This window comes from Vibrio sp. B1Z05, assembly GCF_052955985.1.
In genome coordinates, this window is sequence record NZ_CP130463.1 from 394,452 (window position 1) to 410,983 (window position 16,532).

The window sequence follows — 16,532 nt, forward strand, 5'->3', positions numbered from 1 at the left end:
ACATCGATTCAGCCTAGCGTACCGCCACTAGGTAAGATCATTGTGCGCGACCTATTTACCGCAGGTCGTGTGCCTTTGCTGTTATTGATTACTCTCTTTTTTAGTGCAATAGCAGTGGTCATGACCACACAGATGACGCGTGATGTTATCTCGCAAAAAGATCAGGCGCTTGAACAGCGAGAAACACTTGATGAAGAGTGGCGCAACCTTATTCTTGAAGAAAATGCGCTTTCTGAACATAGCCGAGTTCAAAAAATTGCCACCTCTGAGCTTGATATGACACGCCCAGACTCCGACAAGGAAGTTATAGTTAAACTGTAATGAAATCGATCAAGAAAAAAACAACCCAAGCCATCAAAAAGCGTATTCCTAAAATTGAACCTGATAAGTTAGCCCCTGCTGATACTCGTATTATCAAGTGGCGTTATCAGGTGGTTCTAGGGTTTATTTTGGCATTGCTGGGTGCACTGCTACTGCGTGTTGCCTACATTCAAGTCATAGAACCGGATTCACTCATCAAACAAGGTGACATGCGTTCGGTTAGGGTGAAAGCCCTCCCTTCTGCTCGTGGTATTATTTCCGATCGCAATGGCGAACAGATTGCAGTCAGTGTGCCAGTGGAAGCTGTGTATGCCGATCCTCGTACCATCTTTGATAAAGGTGACGCACTACAAGATGTACAACGTTGGCATGCACTTGCCGATGTATTGCATCTTGATCGTGAAGCCTTAATTCACCAGATAGATAAAAACAAAAAACGTCGATTTATCTACTTGCAGCGCCAAGTTAGCCCGGCAATGGCTAAATACATTAAAGAGCTAAAGCTAAAAGGTGTTGGCTTACGTGATGAGTCTCGTCGTTATTATCCTACCGGTGAAGTTAGTGCTCATGTGGTGGGTGTGACCGGTATTGATAGCCACGGTTTGGAAGGCGTTGAGAAAAGCTACGACAAATGGCTTTCTGGGCACGATGGTTCACGTAAGGTACGTAAAGATAGAGACGGTCGAGTTGTTGAAAATATTTCAATGACCAAAAGTGAGCAAGGTAGTCCGTTGCAGCTCACTATAGATCAACGTTTACAAGCGATCTCTTACCGCGCGATCAAACAAGCGGTTGCCGATCATAGAGCAACATCGGGCAGTGTCGTGCTGATTGATGTTAAAACGGGTGGCATTTTAGCCATGGTGAACTCGCCGTCCTATAACCCGAATACTCGTGACCAATTGCAGTCCTTTAGAATGCGAAATCGCGCGATTACTGATGCCTTAGAGCCGGGTTCATCGGTGAAACCTTTTGTTGTTTTGGCGGCCCTGGATACTCATACCGCAGATCTGAATACCGTGATTGATACGGGTAATGGCATTATGCGTGTTGGTGGTAGTCGGGTACGCGATAGTGTTCGAGTAGGTAAAGCCAATCTTGCCACCATTTTGAAAAAATCCAGTAACATTGGTGTGACTCATTTGGCATTGAATATGCCGTTAGAATCTTTGTTAGGAATGTACCAATCTGTTGGTTTTGGTTCAGTTTCTGGGATCAATCTCGTGGGTGAAACTCCTGGGTTATTCCCGAGTCGTCGTCGCTGGTCTAAGTTTGAAATCGCTACATTAGCGTTTGGCTATGGCTTATCTATCACACCTGTACAGTTAGCACATGCTTACGCAACTTTGGGAAGTTACGGCAGTTTCAAACCGTTACATATAGTGAAAAATGCCAAAGACCTTCCATCAGCGAAGCAAGTCGCAGATCCGCAGAACGCTCGTGAAGTGTTAAAAATGCTGGAAGGGGTGACTCATAAAGGTGGTACAGCGACCCGAGCTGCAGTTCCTGGTTATCGTGTTGGCGCCAAAACGGGTACTTCGCGTAAAGCGAATGCGGGTGGTTACAGTGATGAATATGTAACAATTACCGCAGGTGTTGCCCCAATTAGTAACCCAAGAGTGGCGTTAGTGGTCGTCGTCAATGAGCCACAAGGTGATGACTACTACGGCGGCTCTGTTGCGGCTCCGGTTTTTTCTGAAGTATTAAAAGGTGCGTTACAGATTTTGAATGTACCGCCTGATGCGAACACGGATTAAGGATTGGTATGAAGGTTCAATGTACTTTACAGCATTTAGTTCAGCCTTGGCTGAGTGAGTTAAGTGATGAGTTGGCGCAAATAACCGTTGCTAACTTAGAGCTGGATAGCCGAAAAATAGAGGCCGGTTCTACCTTTATTGCTATCAAAGGTCATACGGTTGATGGTCGACGTTTTATCGATAATGCGATTGCCTCTGGAGCAAGTTTGGTGATTGCGGAAAGTGACGCCGATACCGCGCACGGCAGTGTGCAGTGGCGAGCGCAAACTCCCGTGTTATGCCTTGATGATTTAGGTGTGAATTTATCCGCATTGGCACATCGTTTGTATCATTTTTCAGGCATGGATTTAATTGCCGTTACGGGTACTAATGGTAAAACCACTATCACGCAAATTATTGCGCAGTGGTTGGGCTGCATTGGTCAGCAAGCAGCGGTGATGGGCACCACAGGTAATGGTTTTCTTGCGAATTTAAAAGAGGCCAAAAACACCACAGGCAGCGCAATTGAAGTGTGCAAAACGCTGGCGCAATTGAAGCAATCTGGTGCACAAGTAACGGCTTTAGAAATCTCATCTCATGGCCTCGTTCAGCATCGTATTAAAGCACTGGCATTTGCAGTAGGGATATTTACTAATCTTAGCCGAGACCACCTTGATTATCACGGCAGTATGGCTGAATACGCTAAGGCTAAATTGAGCTTGTTTACCGAGCATGACTGCAAATATAAAGTCATTAATGTCGACGATGAAGTGGGCAAGCAGTGGTTAACTCAGGTGCCAGATGCGATTGCAGTTTCATTACTAGAAAAGCCAACCACAGAACGTTTTATGTATGCCACTCACATTGCTTATTCAGAGCAGGGTATTGATATTACTTTTGAGAGTTCTTGGGGCGCAGGCGTATTGCGCGCTCCTTTAATTGGCGAGTTTAATGCTTGCAATGTCTTACTGGCTTTTACCGCTTTGCTAAGTCTTGGCATTGACATCAAAGACTTGCAACAAACCTCTACTCAGTTACAACCTGTAATTGGGCGTATGGAACTCTTTCAAACCGCTGACAAAGCTAAAGTTGTAGTCGATTATGCTCATACTCCAGATGCATTAGAAAAAGCATTGTGTGCACTTAAGGTTCACTGCCAAGGGCAGCTGTGGGCTATTTTAGGTTGCGGTGGTGATAGAGACACAGGTAAGAGACCTATGATGGCGAAAGTGGCTGAAGATTTTGCTGATCGAATGATCCTTACTGATGATAACCCTCGCAGTGAAAGCCCGGCGCAGATCATTGCTGACATGCAAAAAGGCGTTTTAAATCAAAAGTCTGTCGTTATTGAGCATGATAGATTTAAGGCTTTGTCCTATGCTATTGAGAACGCGGCAGCCAATGACATTATCTTACTTGCAGGTAAGGGACACGAGGACTATCAAATCTTAGGAGATAAGACTATTCATTATTCTGATCGTGAATCGGCGATGACCTTGTTGGAGTTAGTCAAATGATAGCAACTCAACTATCGGATATCGCGCAGGCTGTTAATGGCCGTGTTATTGGCGATGATCTCACTATAGCGTCCGTTTCTACCGATAGTCGCAATATCCCTGCACAAGGTTTATTTGTGGCTTTAGTGGGGGAGCGTTTTGATGCCCATGACTTTTGTGAACAAGCGGTAGCACAAGGCGCTGTGGCATTGCTGGTGGACAGAGAACTGCCACTATCTATTCCTCAACTGCTTGTGGAAGATACCAAGATTGCTTTAGGGCAATTAGGTGCTTGGAACTTAGCGAAGTTAACTATACCTAAAGTGGCTATTACTGGCAGTTGTGGTAAGACGACCGTTAAAGAAATGCTGACCTCTATTTTATCACTAAGAGGTGAGACGTTAGCTACTGCAGGAAACTTTAACAATGATATCGGTGCTCCTCTCACCTTGTTACGTGCTAATTCAGAACATGAATTTGCGGTGATTGAACTCGGTGCAAACCACGAGCATGAAATCGAATATACCGTCAATTTGGTTCAGCCTGATATTGCTTTAGTCAATAATGTTGCCGCTGCACACCTTGAAGGTTTCGGCTCTATTGAAGGAGTAATGAAAGCCAAAGGCGAGATTTTTTCTACCTTAGATGAAAAAGGGTTAGCTCTGTATAACCTAGACAGTCAAGGTGGCGAGTTATGGCAATCTCTATTACAAAACCGACGTGTTCAAACCTTTTCTTTAGATAATTCGCTAGCGGAATACTATGCCACTGGCATTGTTATTGATGACAACGGCTTAGCGAGCTTCCATTTGCATACGCCTTTTGGCATGGCTAAAGTCAATCTTAGTGTGGTCGGTAAGCACAATGTCGCCAATGCAGTCGCCGCCTCAGCAGTTGCGCTTAATATGGGGACGCCTTTAGCGACTGTTGTTGCAGGTCTAGAAGCGGTAGCGCAAATGAAAGGACGGGTAGCGGTTGAGCAACTCACCGATAACATACGTTTAATTGACGATAGCTATAACGCTAGCGTTCCCGCAATGAAGGCCGCCGCTGATCTCCTTAGCACTTTTAAAGGCAATCGCTGGCTGATTCTGGGCTTTATGGCGGAATTGGGTAAAGAAAGCCTTGAACTTCACCGACAAGTCGGTGAACATGCCGCAACATTTGGATTTGAGTATGTACTTACTTACGGCGATGACACTAAGGTAATTAGTGACGTTACCCATGGACACCATTTTGCGACTCACCAAAGTCTTTTGGATTTTGTCGAGCAACAAATCTCAAATCAACCACACATTCAACACACTTTGCTGGTTAAGGGCGCCAATAGCGCACAAATGAGCAAAGTGGCCGCTGCACTGAAGGAGAAACTTAAATGATTATCTGGCTAGCGGATCTATTACAGCCTTATTTTTCGTTCTTTCGTCTTTTTGATTATCTCTCTTTTCGTTCGATCCTCAGTGTTATTACAGCATTAGGGTTATCGCTATGGATGGGACCTAAATTAATTCGACACCTACAACTACTGCAAATTGGTCAAGTTGTACGTCACGATGGCCCAGAATCTCACCTGAGTAAACACGGTACGCCAACTATGGGCGGGGTCATGATTTTGGCCGCCATTAGTATCACCGTATTGCTATGGTCAGATTTAACTAACCCGTATATTTGGGCTGTACTAACGGTATTGCTTGGCTATGGTGCGGTTGGTTTTGTAGATGATTACCGCAAAGTAGTACGCAAAAATACCGATGGTTTGATTGCTCGTTGGAAATATTTTTGGCAGTCAGCCATTGCTATCGTGGTGGCCTTTGCTTTGTACGCGCACGGTAAAGACACCGCCGCCACTCAGCTTGTAGTGCCTTTTTTCAAAGACATCATGCCGCAACTTGGCCTGTTTTATATTGTACTGACTTACTTTGTGATTGTGGGTACCAGTAATGCGGTTAACTTAACCGATGGCTTGGACGGCTTGGCTATTATGCCGACTATCTTAGTGTCAGCCGGTTTTGCCATTATTGCTTATGCCACAGGTAACGTGAATTTCGCGCAATACTTACACATTCCTTATATCCCAGACAGCAGTGAACTTGTGATCTTCTGTGCGGCGATTGTGGGTGCTGGTTTAGGCTTCTTATGGTTTAACACTTACCCTGCACAAGTCTTTATGGGCGATGTAGGCTCGCTTGCCCTTGGCGGAGCACTTGGCACCATTGCGGTGTTAGTGCGTCAAGAGTTTGTGTTGGTGATTATGGGCGGCGTTTTCGTTATGGAAACTCTTTCGGTCATTCTACAGGTAGGCTCTTATAAGCTACGTGGTCAACGCGTTTTCCGTATGGCACCTATTCACCATCACTACGAACTAAAAGGCTGGCCAGAGCCTCGTGTTATTGTACGTTTTTGGATTATTTCTATCGTACTTGTGCTGATTGGTCTTGCAACATTGAAGGTACGTTAATCCATGCAACAGTGGCAAAAGATACAAAATGTCGTCGTTATCGGGCTTGGTATTACTGGGCTGTCTGTAGTTAATCACTTAAAAAGAGTTTCGTCACAATTGGGGCGCAACCTGAGCATTAAAGTGATAGATACCCGAGAAAACCCCGCCGGGCGAGATAAACTTAGCGATGACGTGCCACTGTTTTGCGGGAGTTTAAATCAGCAATGGCTAGATAACGCCGACCTGATTGTGGCTAGCCCGGGAATTGCTTTAGCAACTGCTGAACTGCAACAAGCAGCTAAACTGGGCGTGCCCATTGTCGGTGATATTGAGCTGTTTGCTTGGGCGACCAACAAACCCGTGTTAGCGATTACCGGCTCTAACGGTAAAAGCACAGTGACGGATTTAACGGGCGTGATGGCGAATGCCGCTGGGGTTAAAACTGCGATCGGCGGCAATATTGGCGTTCCTGCGTTAGATTTGCTCGAATCTGATGCGGATTTGTATGTACTGGAACTGTCCAGCTTTCAACTTGAGACGACGTCTAGTTTAGCGTTGCAAGCGGCGGCTTTTCTCAATCTATCTGAAGACCATATGGATAGATATGAAGGCATGCACGATTATCGAGATGCTAAATTACGAATCTTTGATAACGCTAAAATTAAAATTGTGAATGCAGATGATAACGCCACTTACCCAGACAAGCGCCAAGGCTTGCTAGCGTTTGGTATTGCGCAAGGTGAATATTATCTGTCAGATCATGCTAATCAAACGTGGCTCACCAGTCATGGACAACGCCTGCTAGCGACGGATGAACTGTCTATTGTGGGTCAACACAATATGCTTAACGCCTTAGTGTCAATTGCATTACTTGAAGCGGCTGATATTGATGTTAAGCCTGCTTTAGATGCATTGAAATCTTATGTCGGACTGGCGCATCGTTGTCAGGTAGTCAGTCGTAATGATGGCATTACTTGGGTGAATGACTCAAAAGCCACCAATGTTGCCAGCACCTTAGCCGCACTAAATGGTTTACGTATTACAGGTTGTTTGTACCTATTGCTAGGTGGTGACGGAAAAGGTGCCGATTTTAGCGAATTAAAACCTGCGCTATCTGCACTGCACGCTGAGCTGTATTGCTTTGGCGCAGATGGCAAACAGCTGGCTTTGCTCTCTGAAAACAGTGTTTACTTTGAAAGTATGCAAGAAGCAGTGCAGGCCATTCGACAGAAAGCTAAAGTCGGTGATATGGTGATGCTTTCTCCGGCCTGTGCTAGCTTAGATCAGTTTGCAAACTTTATGCAGCGCGGAGATATCTTTACTCAGCTCGCTCAACACAGTGATGAGCAGCAGGATGCAATTTAAAAATAGAGATCAGGAAAAAGTGAAAAAATTACGTTGGCTGTCTCGATTTCACGGAAAGGAATCGACTCCTACTTTAAGTGATGAAGCGATAGCGCCTTCTGATGAATTGGAAAATGTTCAACAGCCTTCAGCTTTACCTGTTCTTTACGACCGACAGTTAGTATGGCTGACCTTTATACTCATGCTTATCGGCTTAGTGATGGTGACATCAGCGTCATTACCTCTGAGTTATACCCACTTTGGTACTCCCTTCCATTTTGCAATACGCCATGCGTTTTATCTTGTTTTAGCATTGGGCGTTATGGCTGTTGTGGTGCACATTCCAACCAAGCTTTGGTTGAAATACAGTATGGCACTGTTGATATTAAGTCTGTTTTTGCTACTCGTGGTGTTGGTCGGCGGTAAATCGGTGAACGGGGCATCGCGTTGGATTCCTTTAGGACCGATAAACTTCCAGCCAGCAGAGTTGGCAAAACTGTCATTGTTTATTTTTATGTCCAGCTACTTATTCCGTAAGCAGCAAGAAGTAAGAGCCAGCTTTTTTGGTGGCTTCTTAAAACCTTTCCTTGTATTTGGTGCGCTTGCACTCCTTTTATTAGGACAGCCGGACTTAGGTACTGTGGTAGTAATGCTAGTGACTATTTTTGGCATGCTCTTCATTGCGGGCGCTAAACTATGGCAATTCTTGGCGATAGCCTTTGCTGGGGTGCTAGCAGTATGTGGTTTGATCTTGGCTGAGCCGTACCGTATGAAGCGTGTTACGTCATTTCTAGACCCTTGGGAAGACCCATTTGGTAGTGGCTATCAGCTTACTCAATCCTTGATGGCATTTGGTCGTGGCGAATGGTTTGGTCAAGGCTTAGGTAATTCAATTCAAAAACTGGCTTACTTACCTGAGGCGCATACCGACTTTGTATTTGCGGTGATGGGTGAAGAACTTGGCTTCATTGGTGTCACTTGCATCTTGTTCCTCATTTTTGCCTTGGTATTCAAAGCGGTATTCATTGGTAAACGCGCTATTGAATCGGGCGATGTATTTAGTGGCTACCTGTCTATGGGCTTTGGTATTTGGTTTGCCTTCCAAAGTGTGGTCAATGTGGGTGCGGCAGCCGGTATGGTTCCAACCAAAGGTTTGACGTTGCCACTGATCAGTTACGGTGGCTCTAGTTTGATCATCATGTCTATCGCGGTAGGCATAGTGATCAGAATTGATCATGAGTATCGACTGCAGGATTACCAGCAGTCATTAACACAAGATGATGACCTACAAGGTAAAGCGCAAAAATGACCACTGAAAAGAAACGACTTTTAGTCATGGCTGGCGGTACTGGCGGACATGTTTTTCCAGGCCTTGCTGTCGCTAAATATCTACAACAACAAGGTTGGGAGATCCGCTGGCTGGGGACAGAAGATCGTATGGAAGCCGAGCTTGTGCCTAAGCATGGTATCGAGATTGATTTTATTAAGGTCAAAGGACTTCGTGGTCAAGGTTTAGCTAAACTGATTAAAGCGCCATTTCAGATCATTAACGCCATTGCTCAAGCAAAAGCACACATAAAACGTTACCAACCGGATGTGGTATTGGGTATGGGAGGCTATGTTAGCGGCCCAGGTGGTATTGCCGCTCGTCAATGTGGTATTCCATTGGTTTTACATGAACAAAATGCCGTAGCAGGTTTAACGAATAGTTGGCTAGCTAAAGTTGCCAGTAAGGTATTCCAAGCTTTCCCTGGTGCATTTCCAACGGCTGAAGTAGTGGGTAACCCGGTACGTACCGATGTGGTTGCGCTGGAAGATCCTGCGACACGATTGGCTTCTCGCACCGATGATATTCGTATTTTGGTGATGGGTGGCAGTCAAGGTGCTCGAATTTTAAACCATACCCTTCCAGAGACTGTAGCAGAGCTTGGTCAGGGATACAGTGTATGGCATCAGGTGGGTAAAGATAACCAAGCTGATGTAGAAACTCGTTATCAAAATGCGGGTGTCACACAAGTTAAAGTGACTGAATTTATTGATGATGTAGCGGCGGCTTATGCATGGGCAGACGTCATTGTGTGTCGCTCTGGCGCGCTAACGGTATCTGAAATATCAGCGGCAGGTTTAGCGGCTATCTTTGTCCCTTATCCGCACAAAGATAGACAACAAGCACTCAACGGAGACTATTTAGTTGATGTTGGGGCAGCTAAGATGATTGAACAACAAAATTTGTCAGCGATTAAGCTAAAAGACACTATCCAAGAATTAGATAGAACCTCGCTACTAGAGATGGCAATTAATGCACGTCAGGCGGCTAAGCTTGATGCAGATAAAGTAGTGGCTGAAGCCATTATTGCTTTAACTAAATAGCTTTAATTGACGAGCTTTAATTAACTAGATTTGAGCGAGCAGCGTTAAGTGAGCGAGACTAATCTCGAAGAATACTGAGCAAGAGAATATTATGGTAATTGAACACAAACAAGATTTAGCCCACATCCGAGCTATGATTCCAGAAATGCGCCGCGTGCAAAGCATCCACTTTGTCGGTATCGGCGGTGCTGGTATGAGTGGTATTGCTGAGGTATTGCTAAATGAAGGCTATGCTATCTCTGGCTCAGATATTAATCAAAATCTCGTCACTGAACGCTTACAAAGCAAAGGGGCCACAATTTTTATTGGTCACGCTCAAAGCAACATTGAAAATGCCAGTGTAGTGGTAGTCTCTACGGCAATAGACCAAAGAAACCCTGAAATAGTCGCCGCTCAAGCGCTGCGTATTCCTATTGTACGCCGCGCTGAAATGTTGGCAGAAATTATGCGTTATCGCCACGGCATTGCGGTTGCAGGCACCCACGGTAAAACCACGACCACAGCATTAGTGACGCAAATTTATTCAGAAGCTGGTCTTGATCCAACGTTTGTCAATGGTGGCTTAGTAAAAAGCGCAGGCACCAATGCACGTTTAGGTTCAAGTCGTATTTTGATTGCTGAAGCCGATGAAAGCGATGCGTCATTTTTGCATCTGCAACCTATGGTCGCCATTGTTACTAACATCGAAGCTGATCATATGGATACTTATGGCGGCGACTTTGAAGTACTCAAACAAACATTCCGTGATTTCTTACATAAACTGCCTTTCTATGGTCAGGCCATTATGTGTATTGACGATCCTGTGATTCGTGAAATGCTGCCTACCATCAGTCGTCAGGTGATCACCTATGGTTTTGCCGATGATGCTGACGTTAAAATCGTCAACTACCGCCAGCAAGGGCAACAAAGTTACTTTACGGTGAAACGTGAAGGTAAGAGCGATCTTAATATTACGTTGAATATGCCAGGTAAACACAATGCGCTGAATGCATCAGCAGCCATTGCAGTTGCAACAGAAGATAGCATTTCTGATGAAGCTATTTTATCTGCATTACTTGCCACGCAAGGCACAGGTCGTCGATTTGAACACCTTGGCGAATACGAAACAGGTAACGGCACTGCCATGCTGGTGGATGATTACGGTCATCACCCAAGTGAAGTCGATGTTACCATAGATGCGGCTCGCGCTGGATGGCCTGATAAGCGCTTGGTGATGATATTCCAACCTCATCGCTATAGCCGAACTCGCGATCTTTTTGATGACTTTGCTAACGTACTCGACAAAGTCGATGTGCTGTTAATGCTAGATGTTTATTCAGCAGGCGAAGAACCGATTGCAGGGGCTGATAGTCGCTCATTGTGTCGAGCTATTCGTGGTCGCGGACGCATCGATCCTATCTTTGTTAAAAAACAAGATGATTTGCCAAATGTGCTTAGCAACTTGTTGCAAGAAGGGGACCTTGTCCTTACTCAAGGTGCAGGTGATGTTGGAAAGGTTGCCAAAAAACTGGAAAAATTTGCCCTCAATATCAGAGCAATGCAAAAATGTTAGTTTCCTGACCGAAATATCTCTTATTGTTATGGAAAGATCATGTCGGGTAAGTATAATCTAAAAGTAGATATACTTGCCCGTGTAGGCATATGCGCAGTTAATTAGGAAGTCGACGACATTATTAAAATGGAAGCTACATTAGACGTCGAAACCGAATTCAAACAAAAACCGAAGTTTAAATTTTCTTTGGTAGATGCGAGTTTTTTACTATTCGTTGTTATTTTGATTGTTTTTGGTATTTATTCCACCGTTGCATGGATGCGAGATAGTGGACGCTTACCCCTTTCTCAATTTGTCCTTGAAGGTAATTTAGAATACGTTCACAACTCTGACGTACAGAGTGCTTTGTCACGTATTCAGCCATTTGGCACCTTTATGACTCAAGATGTCAATCAACTGCAACACGCGGTTGAAGATCTGCCTTGGGTTGCCAGTGCTGCTATTCGTAAGCAATGGCCAAATACCATCAAGGTTTTTGTAATGGAGCATCAACCTGCTGCTATCTGGAATGGTACTGCACTACTAAACGATAGTGGGCAGATCTTTGATGCAGACCCGGGTACTTTGCACGAAAAAGACCAAGATATTGTTAAGCTTTATGGCCCAGCAGCCAAAAGTGAAGAAGTGCTAAATACTTGGCGTGATTTAAAGCCTAAATTCGAAGATCTCGGATTAGAAATCACTTCTGTTGTTCTCAATGACAGACTGGCTTGGCAGATTATATTAGATAATGGTATTCGCCTTGAATTAGGCAAAGATGCATTAAATGAAAGAATAAAACGCTTTGTTGACCTTTATCATCATATGAACGAGAAGGTTCAGCAAATCAGTTATATAGACTTGAGATACGATACTGGAGCCGCCATTGGCTGGCTTTCCGACGAGCAAAGGCATAGAGAGTAGTAATGACCAAGGGTATGGATGATAATCTGATTGTTGGTCTGGACATCGGTACAGCGACTGTTTCAGCGTTAGTAGGCGAAATTCTTCCAGACGGCCAGATCAATATAATTGGATCTGGCAGTAGCCCATCCCGCGGAATGGACAAAGGTGGGGTTAATGACCTCGAATCTGTAATCAAGTCCGTTGAACGAGCAGTGAATCAAGCTGAGCTAATGGCTGAGCACAAGATTAGCAGCGTATATCTTTCTATCTCTGGTCAGCATATAACCAGCCGTATCGAAAAAGGTATGGGGGCGATTTCTGATGAAGAAGTGTCTCAAGAAGATATGGACCGAGCTATTCATACAGCTCGTTCAATCAAAATTGGTGAAGAAGAGCGTATTTTACACGTAATTCCACAAGAATTTAAAATAGATCATCTTGGCGGAATTAAAAATCCGTTAGGCTTATCTGGTGTGCGTATGGAAGTGAGCGTACACATGATTTCTTGTCACAATGATATGGCAAGAAACGTAATTAAAGCCGTGGAACGTTGTGGCTTAACAGTTGAACAATTAGTCTTCTCTGGTCTTGCAGCAAGTGATGCAGTGATTACCGAAGATGAAAAAGAATTAGGCGTGTGTGTTGTTGATATCGGCGCTGGCACTATGGATGTTGCACTTTGGACCGGTGGCGCACTGCGTCATACAGAAGTGTTCTCCTATGCAGGTAACTCTGTAACCAGTGATATCGCGTTTGCCTTTGGTACGCCAATTAACGACGCAGAAGAAATCAAAGTGAAGTATGGCTGCGCCATGAGCGAGTTGGTCAGCAAAGATGATACCGTGAATGTTCCTAGTGTAGGTGGTCGTCCATCTCGTAGCTTGCAAAGACAAACGTTATCTGAAGTGATAGAACCACGTTATACTGAACTTATGGGTTTAATCAATCGAGCGATTGAAAACGCACAAAATAAAATGCGAGAAAGTGGTGTTAAGCATCACCACATTGCGGCCGGTATTGTATTAACTGGCGGCGCTTCCCAGATAGAAGGTTTAGCTGAATGTGCCGAGCGTGTATTTGGTAACCAAGTTCGAATCGGGAAGCCAACAGAAGTAAAAGGCTTAACAGAATATGTGAAGGAGCCGTACCATTCTACGGCAGTTGGTTTATTGCATTATGGCAAAGACAGCAGTTTTAATGATGATGGTGAGTATTCAGAACCGAAACAAGCCTCATCTATTGCTGGATTTTTTACCAAAATGCGTAATTGGATACAAAAAGAATTTTAACCTGGCTAGACAGGAAACGGAGAAAGCAGATGTTTGAACCGATGACGGAAATGAATGATGAAGCCGTAATTAAGGTCGTTGGTGTTGGCGGTGGCGGTGGTAATGCCGTTGAACATATGGTTCGTGAGTCCATCGAAGGCGTGGAATTCATCAGTGTTAATACCGATGCACAGGCACTTCGCAAGGCAAGCGTAAGTTCCGTAATTCAAATTGGTACTGATATTACTAAAGGCCTAGGTGCTGGCGCTAACCCTCAAGTTGGCCGTGATTCAGCTCTTGAAGATCGCGAAGCGATCAAAGGGGTGCTGGAAGGTGCTGATATGGTATTTATCGCTGCTGGTATGGGCGGTGGTACAGGTACTGGTGCAGCTCCAGTGATTGCAGAAATTGCAAAAGAACTGGGTGTATTAACGGTTGCAGTAGTAACAAAACCATTTGGTTTTGAGGGTAAGAAACGTCTAGCATTTGCTGAGCAAGGCATTGAAGAGCTTTCTAAGCATGTTGATTCCCTAATTACAATTCCTAACGAAAAACTGCTTAAAGTATACGGTCGCAATGTGACACTACTTGAAGCATTCGGCTATGCTAATGATGTATTGAAAGATGCAGTGCAAGGTATCGCAGAATTGATTACTCGTCCTGGCATGATCAACGTCGACTTTGCGGATGTTCGCACCGTAATGTCTGAAATGGGTCAAGCAATGATGGGTAGTGGCGTATCTACTGGTGAAGATCGTGCAGAAGAAGCAGCAGAAGCGGCAATTTCTCACTCTCTACTAGAAGATATCGATTTAGCGGGTGCGCGTGGCGTGCTGGTTAACATCACTGCTGGTATGGACATGCGTCTTGACGAATTTGAAATTGTTGGTAACACAGTTAAAGCATTTGCATCTGACAATGCAACTGTTGTTATTGGTACATCTCTAGACCCGGATATGTCTGATGAGTTCCGTGTAACTGTTGTTGCAACAGGCATTGGTAATGAGAAGAAACCTGAAATCACATTAGTGACAGGTTCAACTTCTAAGCCAAAAGCTACGGTAACTCCTGAGCCTCGCGTTGTTGCGAAAGCGGAATCAGAGTTGAAGGTTCAGACTACGGTTAAACCAAAACCAGAGACTGTGACTTCTCGTCCTGCGACAGGAAGCCAACAGCACGCAACTAAAGCTGGTCAAACAGAAAGCGCATTGCTAGACATTCCAGCTTTCTTACGCAACCAAGCCGACTAATTGCTCATTTTTTGACAATTGGGAAAAAACTGGTAGGATGTGCGACCAAGCTGGAAACAGCGACAGAATTTGCTTTAAATGAGAGGTATTGCATGATTAGGCAGCGTACTTTAAAAGAGATCGTTAAAACAACCGGAGTGGGTTTGCACTCTGGGCGAAAGGTCACACTAACGCTTCGCCCTGCAGCAACAAACACTGGTGTTATATACCGTAGAACGGATTTAGAACCTGCAGTGGATTTCCCTGCGGATGCTAACTCTGTGCGCGACACCATGCTTTGTACCGCTCTTGTAAATGATGACGGTGTGCGCATCTCTACTGTTGAGCACCTTAATGCGGCTCTTTCAGGCATGGGCATTGATAATATTATTATCGAAGTTGATGCACCTGAAATTCCAATTATGGATGGCAGCGCGAGCCCATTTGTATACTTGCTTCAATCAGCAGGTATCGAGGTTCAAAACGCAGCTAAGCGCTTTATTCGCATTAAGAAGCCAGTTCGCGTAGAAGATGGCGACAAATGGGCAGAACTTGTTCCTTATAATGGTTTCCGTCTAGATTTTGAAATTGAATTTGAGCACCCTGCGATTGATTCAGATGAGCAACACATGCTCTTTGATTTCTCGTCTAAATCTTTTGTAAAAGAGATTTCTCGCGCTCGTACTTTTGGTTTCATGCGTGATATCGAATATCTTCAATCACAAAACTTATGCTTGGGTGGCAGTTTTGATTGTGCCATCGTTCTTGATGAATACCGTATTCTTAATGAAGACGGCCTGCGTTTCTCAAACGAGTTTGTTACGCACAAAGTATTGGATGCTATCGGTGATATGTACATGTGTGGTTCACCCATCGTTGGTGAGTTACGTGCATTCAAATCAGGTCACGGTCTAAATAACCAACTTCTTCGCGCAGTACTTGCTGATCAAGAAGCTTGGGAATGGGCAACCTTTGAAGAAGAAGCAGGATCACCTGTTGCTTTTGCTGAACCAAACATGGTGTTGGCATAAGCGTTTAGCAAGCTAAACCAAATACAATTAAAAAAGCAGCCTAGGCTGCTTTTTTTGATCTTGGTGTATCGCTTTATTGTTCTATCTCTTTATTCTTATACCAATCGTACTAAATAACTGGTCATTCTAGCTTGTTAAAATGCTCGATAACGGCGTTAGAATTTTTGATTGTAGAATAACTACTTATCGAAAAATTCTGCCTTGTTCTCGAGCATTTTTCCTGCGCTAGTTCTGATCACTTACTTAGTGTGATTGGTATTACTTATTGGCCAGTTTGGCGATATTACGCAATCTCTGTTTTATGTTGTCCGGTGCTATTTCTGCCAGCATAGTTAAATTGTCGGCCGTGGCTTGCGAAAGCGGTGGACGAGAAGGGACGTCTTTTTCTGCGACAAACAGTTGCTCACTTTTATAAAGCTCAGGGCTTACTTTTATTTCAATATTCACTAGGCGAGCAAATCCATGCTGGCGTAGTTGAGATAAAAGATAGAGGCGATCATAGTTGAGCTTCATCATAATAGAGGCATTCGCCACCTCTAACACCAGTTGGCTATCTCGGCAATTGGCAACGCGGCAATAGCGTCTAATTTCCTTTGGTAGCAACTCTAAGACAGTATTATTGAGTTTATTGATGGTGGCCGCGTGCTCTTGGATAGCGCCTAGCTTGGTATTTTTAATAACCTCTTCGGTTAATGTAGGTCTATGGTCTCGCACAACTCAGCCCCAGAGAAGAATTTCTATGCAATTTTATCATGTTTGAACCCTTGATTCGCTTTATCTTTACCCAGTTAACTAAAAAAAATAGAGGCTTGTTCAAACAAATTTAGTTTCTAATGGTCGGCAAGTTTAAAATTTCATAC

Annotated in this window: 14 protein-coding genes; 13 read left to right on the top strand and 1 reads right to left on the bottom strand. The window is 44.3% G+C overall.

Features of this window, described 5'->3' with window-relative positions:
• Positions 1–6: 6 nt before the first annotated feature.
• The 13 genes from ftsL (at position 7) to lpxC (ending at position 15,672) form a co-directional block, all read left to right on the top strand.
• On the top strand, positions 7–321 hold the full coding sequence (gene ftsL / locus QV280_RS01925) for a cell division protein FtsL (protein WP_039969945.1): 315 nt from the start codon (positions 7–9) through the stop codon (positions 319–321).
• Positions 321–2,078 (top strand): penicillin-binding transpeptidase domain-containing protein, encoded by a 1,758-nt coding sequence (locus QV280_RS01930; protein WP_023402608.1) that lies wholly within the window; start codon positions 321–323, stop codon positions 2,076–2,078. Before ftsL ends, QV280_RS01930 begins: the two co-directional genes overlap by 1 nt.
• Before the next feature lie 8 nt (positions 2,079–2,086).
• On the top strand, positions 2,087–3,574 hold the full coding sequence (gene murE, locus QV280_RS01935) for a UDP-N-acetylmuramoyl-L-alanyl-D-glutamate--2,6-diaminopimelate ligase (RefSeq protein WP_152821327.1): 1,488 nt from the start codon (positions 2,087–2,089) through the stop codon (positions 3,572–3,574).
• Positions 3,571–4,932: a UDP-N-acetylmuramoyl-tripeptide--D-alanyl-D-alanine ligase gene (locus QV280_RS01940; RefSeq protein WP_023402610.1), complete on the top strand. Its 1,362-nt coding sequence runs from the start codon at positions 3,571–3,573 to the stop codon at positions 4,930–4,932. The genes murE and QV280_RS01940 overlap by 4 nt, the downstream gene beginning before the upstream one ends.
• Positions 4,929–6,011: a phospho-N-acetylmuramoyl-pentapeptide-transferase gene (gene mraY / locus QV280_RS01945; RefSeq protein WP_023402611.1), complete on the top strand. Its 1,083-nt coding sequence runs from the start codon at positions 4,929–4,931 to the stop codon at positions 6,009–6,011. The genes QV280_RS01940 and mraY overlap by 4 nt, the downstream gene beginning before the upstream one ends.
• A gap of 3 nt (positions 6,012–6,014) precedes the next feature.
• Entirely contained in the window at positions 6,015–7,358 is a 1,344-nt protein-coding gene (gene murD, locus QV280_RS01950) for a UDP-N-acetylmuramoyl-L-alanine--D-glutamate ligase (protein ID WP_152821325.1), read from the top strand.
• A gap of 181 nt (positions 7,359–7,539) precedes the next feature.
• Positions 7,540–8,646: a cell division protein FtsW gene (gene ftsW, locus QV280_RS01955; RefSeq protein ID WP_240432761.1), complete on the top strand. Its 1,107-nt coding sequence runs from the start codon at positions 7,540–7,542 to the stop codon at positions 8,644–8,646.
• Positions 8,643–9,707: an undecaprenyldiphospho-muramoylpentapeptide beta-N-acetylglucosaminyltransferase gene (gene murG / locus QV280_RS01960; RefSeq protein ID WP_152821321.1), complete on the top strand. Its 1,065-nt coding sequence runs from the start codon at positions 8,643–8,645 to the stop codon at positions 9,705–9,707. The genes ftsW and murG overlap by 4 nt, the downstream gene beginning before the upstream one ends.
• 91 nt (positions 9,708–9,798) lie before the next feature.
• Positions 9,799–11,259: a UDP-N-acetylmuramate--L-alanine ligase gene (gene murC / locus QV280_RS01965; protein ID WP_023402615.1), complete on the top strand. Its 1,461-nt coding sequence runs from the start codon at positions 9,799–9,801 to the stop codon at positions 11,257–11,259.
• Between the two features lie 126 nt (positions 11,260–11,385).
• Positions 11,386–12,162 (top strand): cell division protein FtsQ/DivIB, encoded by a 777-nt coding sequence (locus QV280_RS01970; protein WP_023402616.1) that lies wholly within the window; start codon positions 11,386–11,388, stop codon positions 12,160–12,162.
• A 2-nt stretch (positions 12,163–12,164) separates the two neighbouring features.
• A complete protein-coding gene (gene ftsA, locus QV280_RS01975; RefSeq protein WP_023402617.1) occupies positions 12,165–13,433 on the top strand; it encodes a cell division protein FtsA in 1,269 nt (422 codons plus the stop codon).
• A gap of 29 nt (positions 13,434–13,462) precedes the next feature.
• Positions 13,463–14,662, top strand: coding sequence for a cell division protein FtsZ (ftsZ, locus tag QV280_RS01980; protein ID WP_023402618.1), 1,200 nt, complete (start codon positions 13,463–13,465; stop codon positions 14,660–14,662).
• 92 nt (positions 14,663–14,754) lie between these two features.
• Positions 14,755–15,672: a UDP-3-O-acyl-N-acetylglucosamine deacetylase gene (gene lpxC / locus QV280_RS01985; RefSeq protein WP_021714389.1), complete on the top strand. Its 918-nt coding sequence runs from the start codon at positions 14,755–14,757 to the stop codon at positions 15,670–15,672.
• A gap of 258 nt (positions 15,673–15,930) precedes the next feature.
• Here the strand turns inward: lpxC and QV280_RS01990 are convergent, their stop codons facing one another.
• Positions 15,931–16,386: a DUF721 domain-containing protein gene (locus QV280_RS01990; protein WP_023405214.1), complete on the bottom strand. Its 456-nt coding sequence runs from the start codon at positions 16,384–16,386 to the stop codon at positions 15,931–15,933.
• Between the last annotated feature and the right edge of the window lie 146 nt (positions 16,387–16,532).

Bases quoted from the DNA above. Each gene is read 5' to 3' on its own strand.
- murD (WP_152821325.1), top strand. From the start codon at position 6,015: ATGCAACAGTGGCAAAAGATACAAAATGTCGTCGTTATCGGGCTTGGT.
- lpxC (WP_021714389.1), top strand. From the start codon at position 14,755: ATGATTAGGCAGCGTACTTTAAAAGAGATCGTTAAAACAACCGGAGTG.
- murC (WP_023402615.1), top strand. From the start codon at position 9,799: ATGGTAATTGAACACAAACAAGATTTAGCCCACATCCGAGCTATGATT.
- murG (WP_152821321.1), top strand. From the start codon at position 8,643: ATGACCACTGAAAAGAAACGACTTTTAGTCATGGCTGGCGGTACTGGC.
- QV280_RS01930 (WP_023402608.1), top strand. From the start codon at position 321: ATGAAATCGATCAAGAAAAAAACAACCCAAGCCATCAAAAAGCGTATT.
- murE (WP_152821327.1), top strand. From the start codon at position 2,087: ATGAAGGTTCAATGTACTTTACAGCATTTAGTTCAGCCTTGGCTGAGT.
- ftsZ (WP_023402618.1), top strand. From the start codon at position 13,463: ATGTTTGAACCGATGACGGAAATGAATGATGAAGCCGTAATTAAGGTC.
- mraY (WP_023402611.1), top strand. From the start codon at position 4,929: ATGATTATCTGGCTAGCGGATCTATTACAGCCTTATTTTTCGTTCTTT.
- ftsA (WP_023402617.1), top strand. From the start codon at position 12,165: ATGACCAAGGGTATGGATGATAATCTGATTGTTGGTCTGGACATCGGT.
- QV280_RS01970 (WP_023402616.1), top strand. From the start codon at position 11,386: ATGGAAGCTACATTAGACGTCGAAACCGAATTCAAACAAAAACCGAAG.
- ftsW (WP_240432761.1), top strand. From the start codon at position 7,540: ATGCTTATCGGCTTAGTGATGGTGACATCAGCGTCATTACCTCTGAGT.
- QV280_RS01940 (WP_023402610.1), top strand. From the start codon at position 3,571: ATGATAGCAACTCAACTATCGGATATCGCGCAGGCTGTTAATGGCCGT.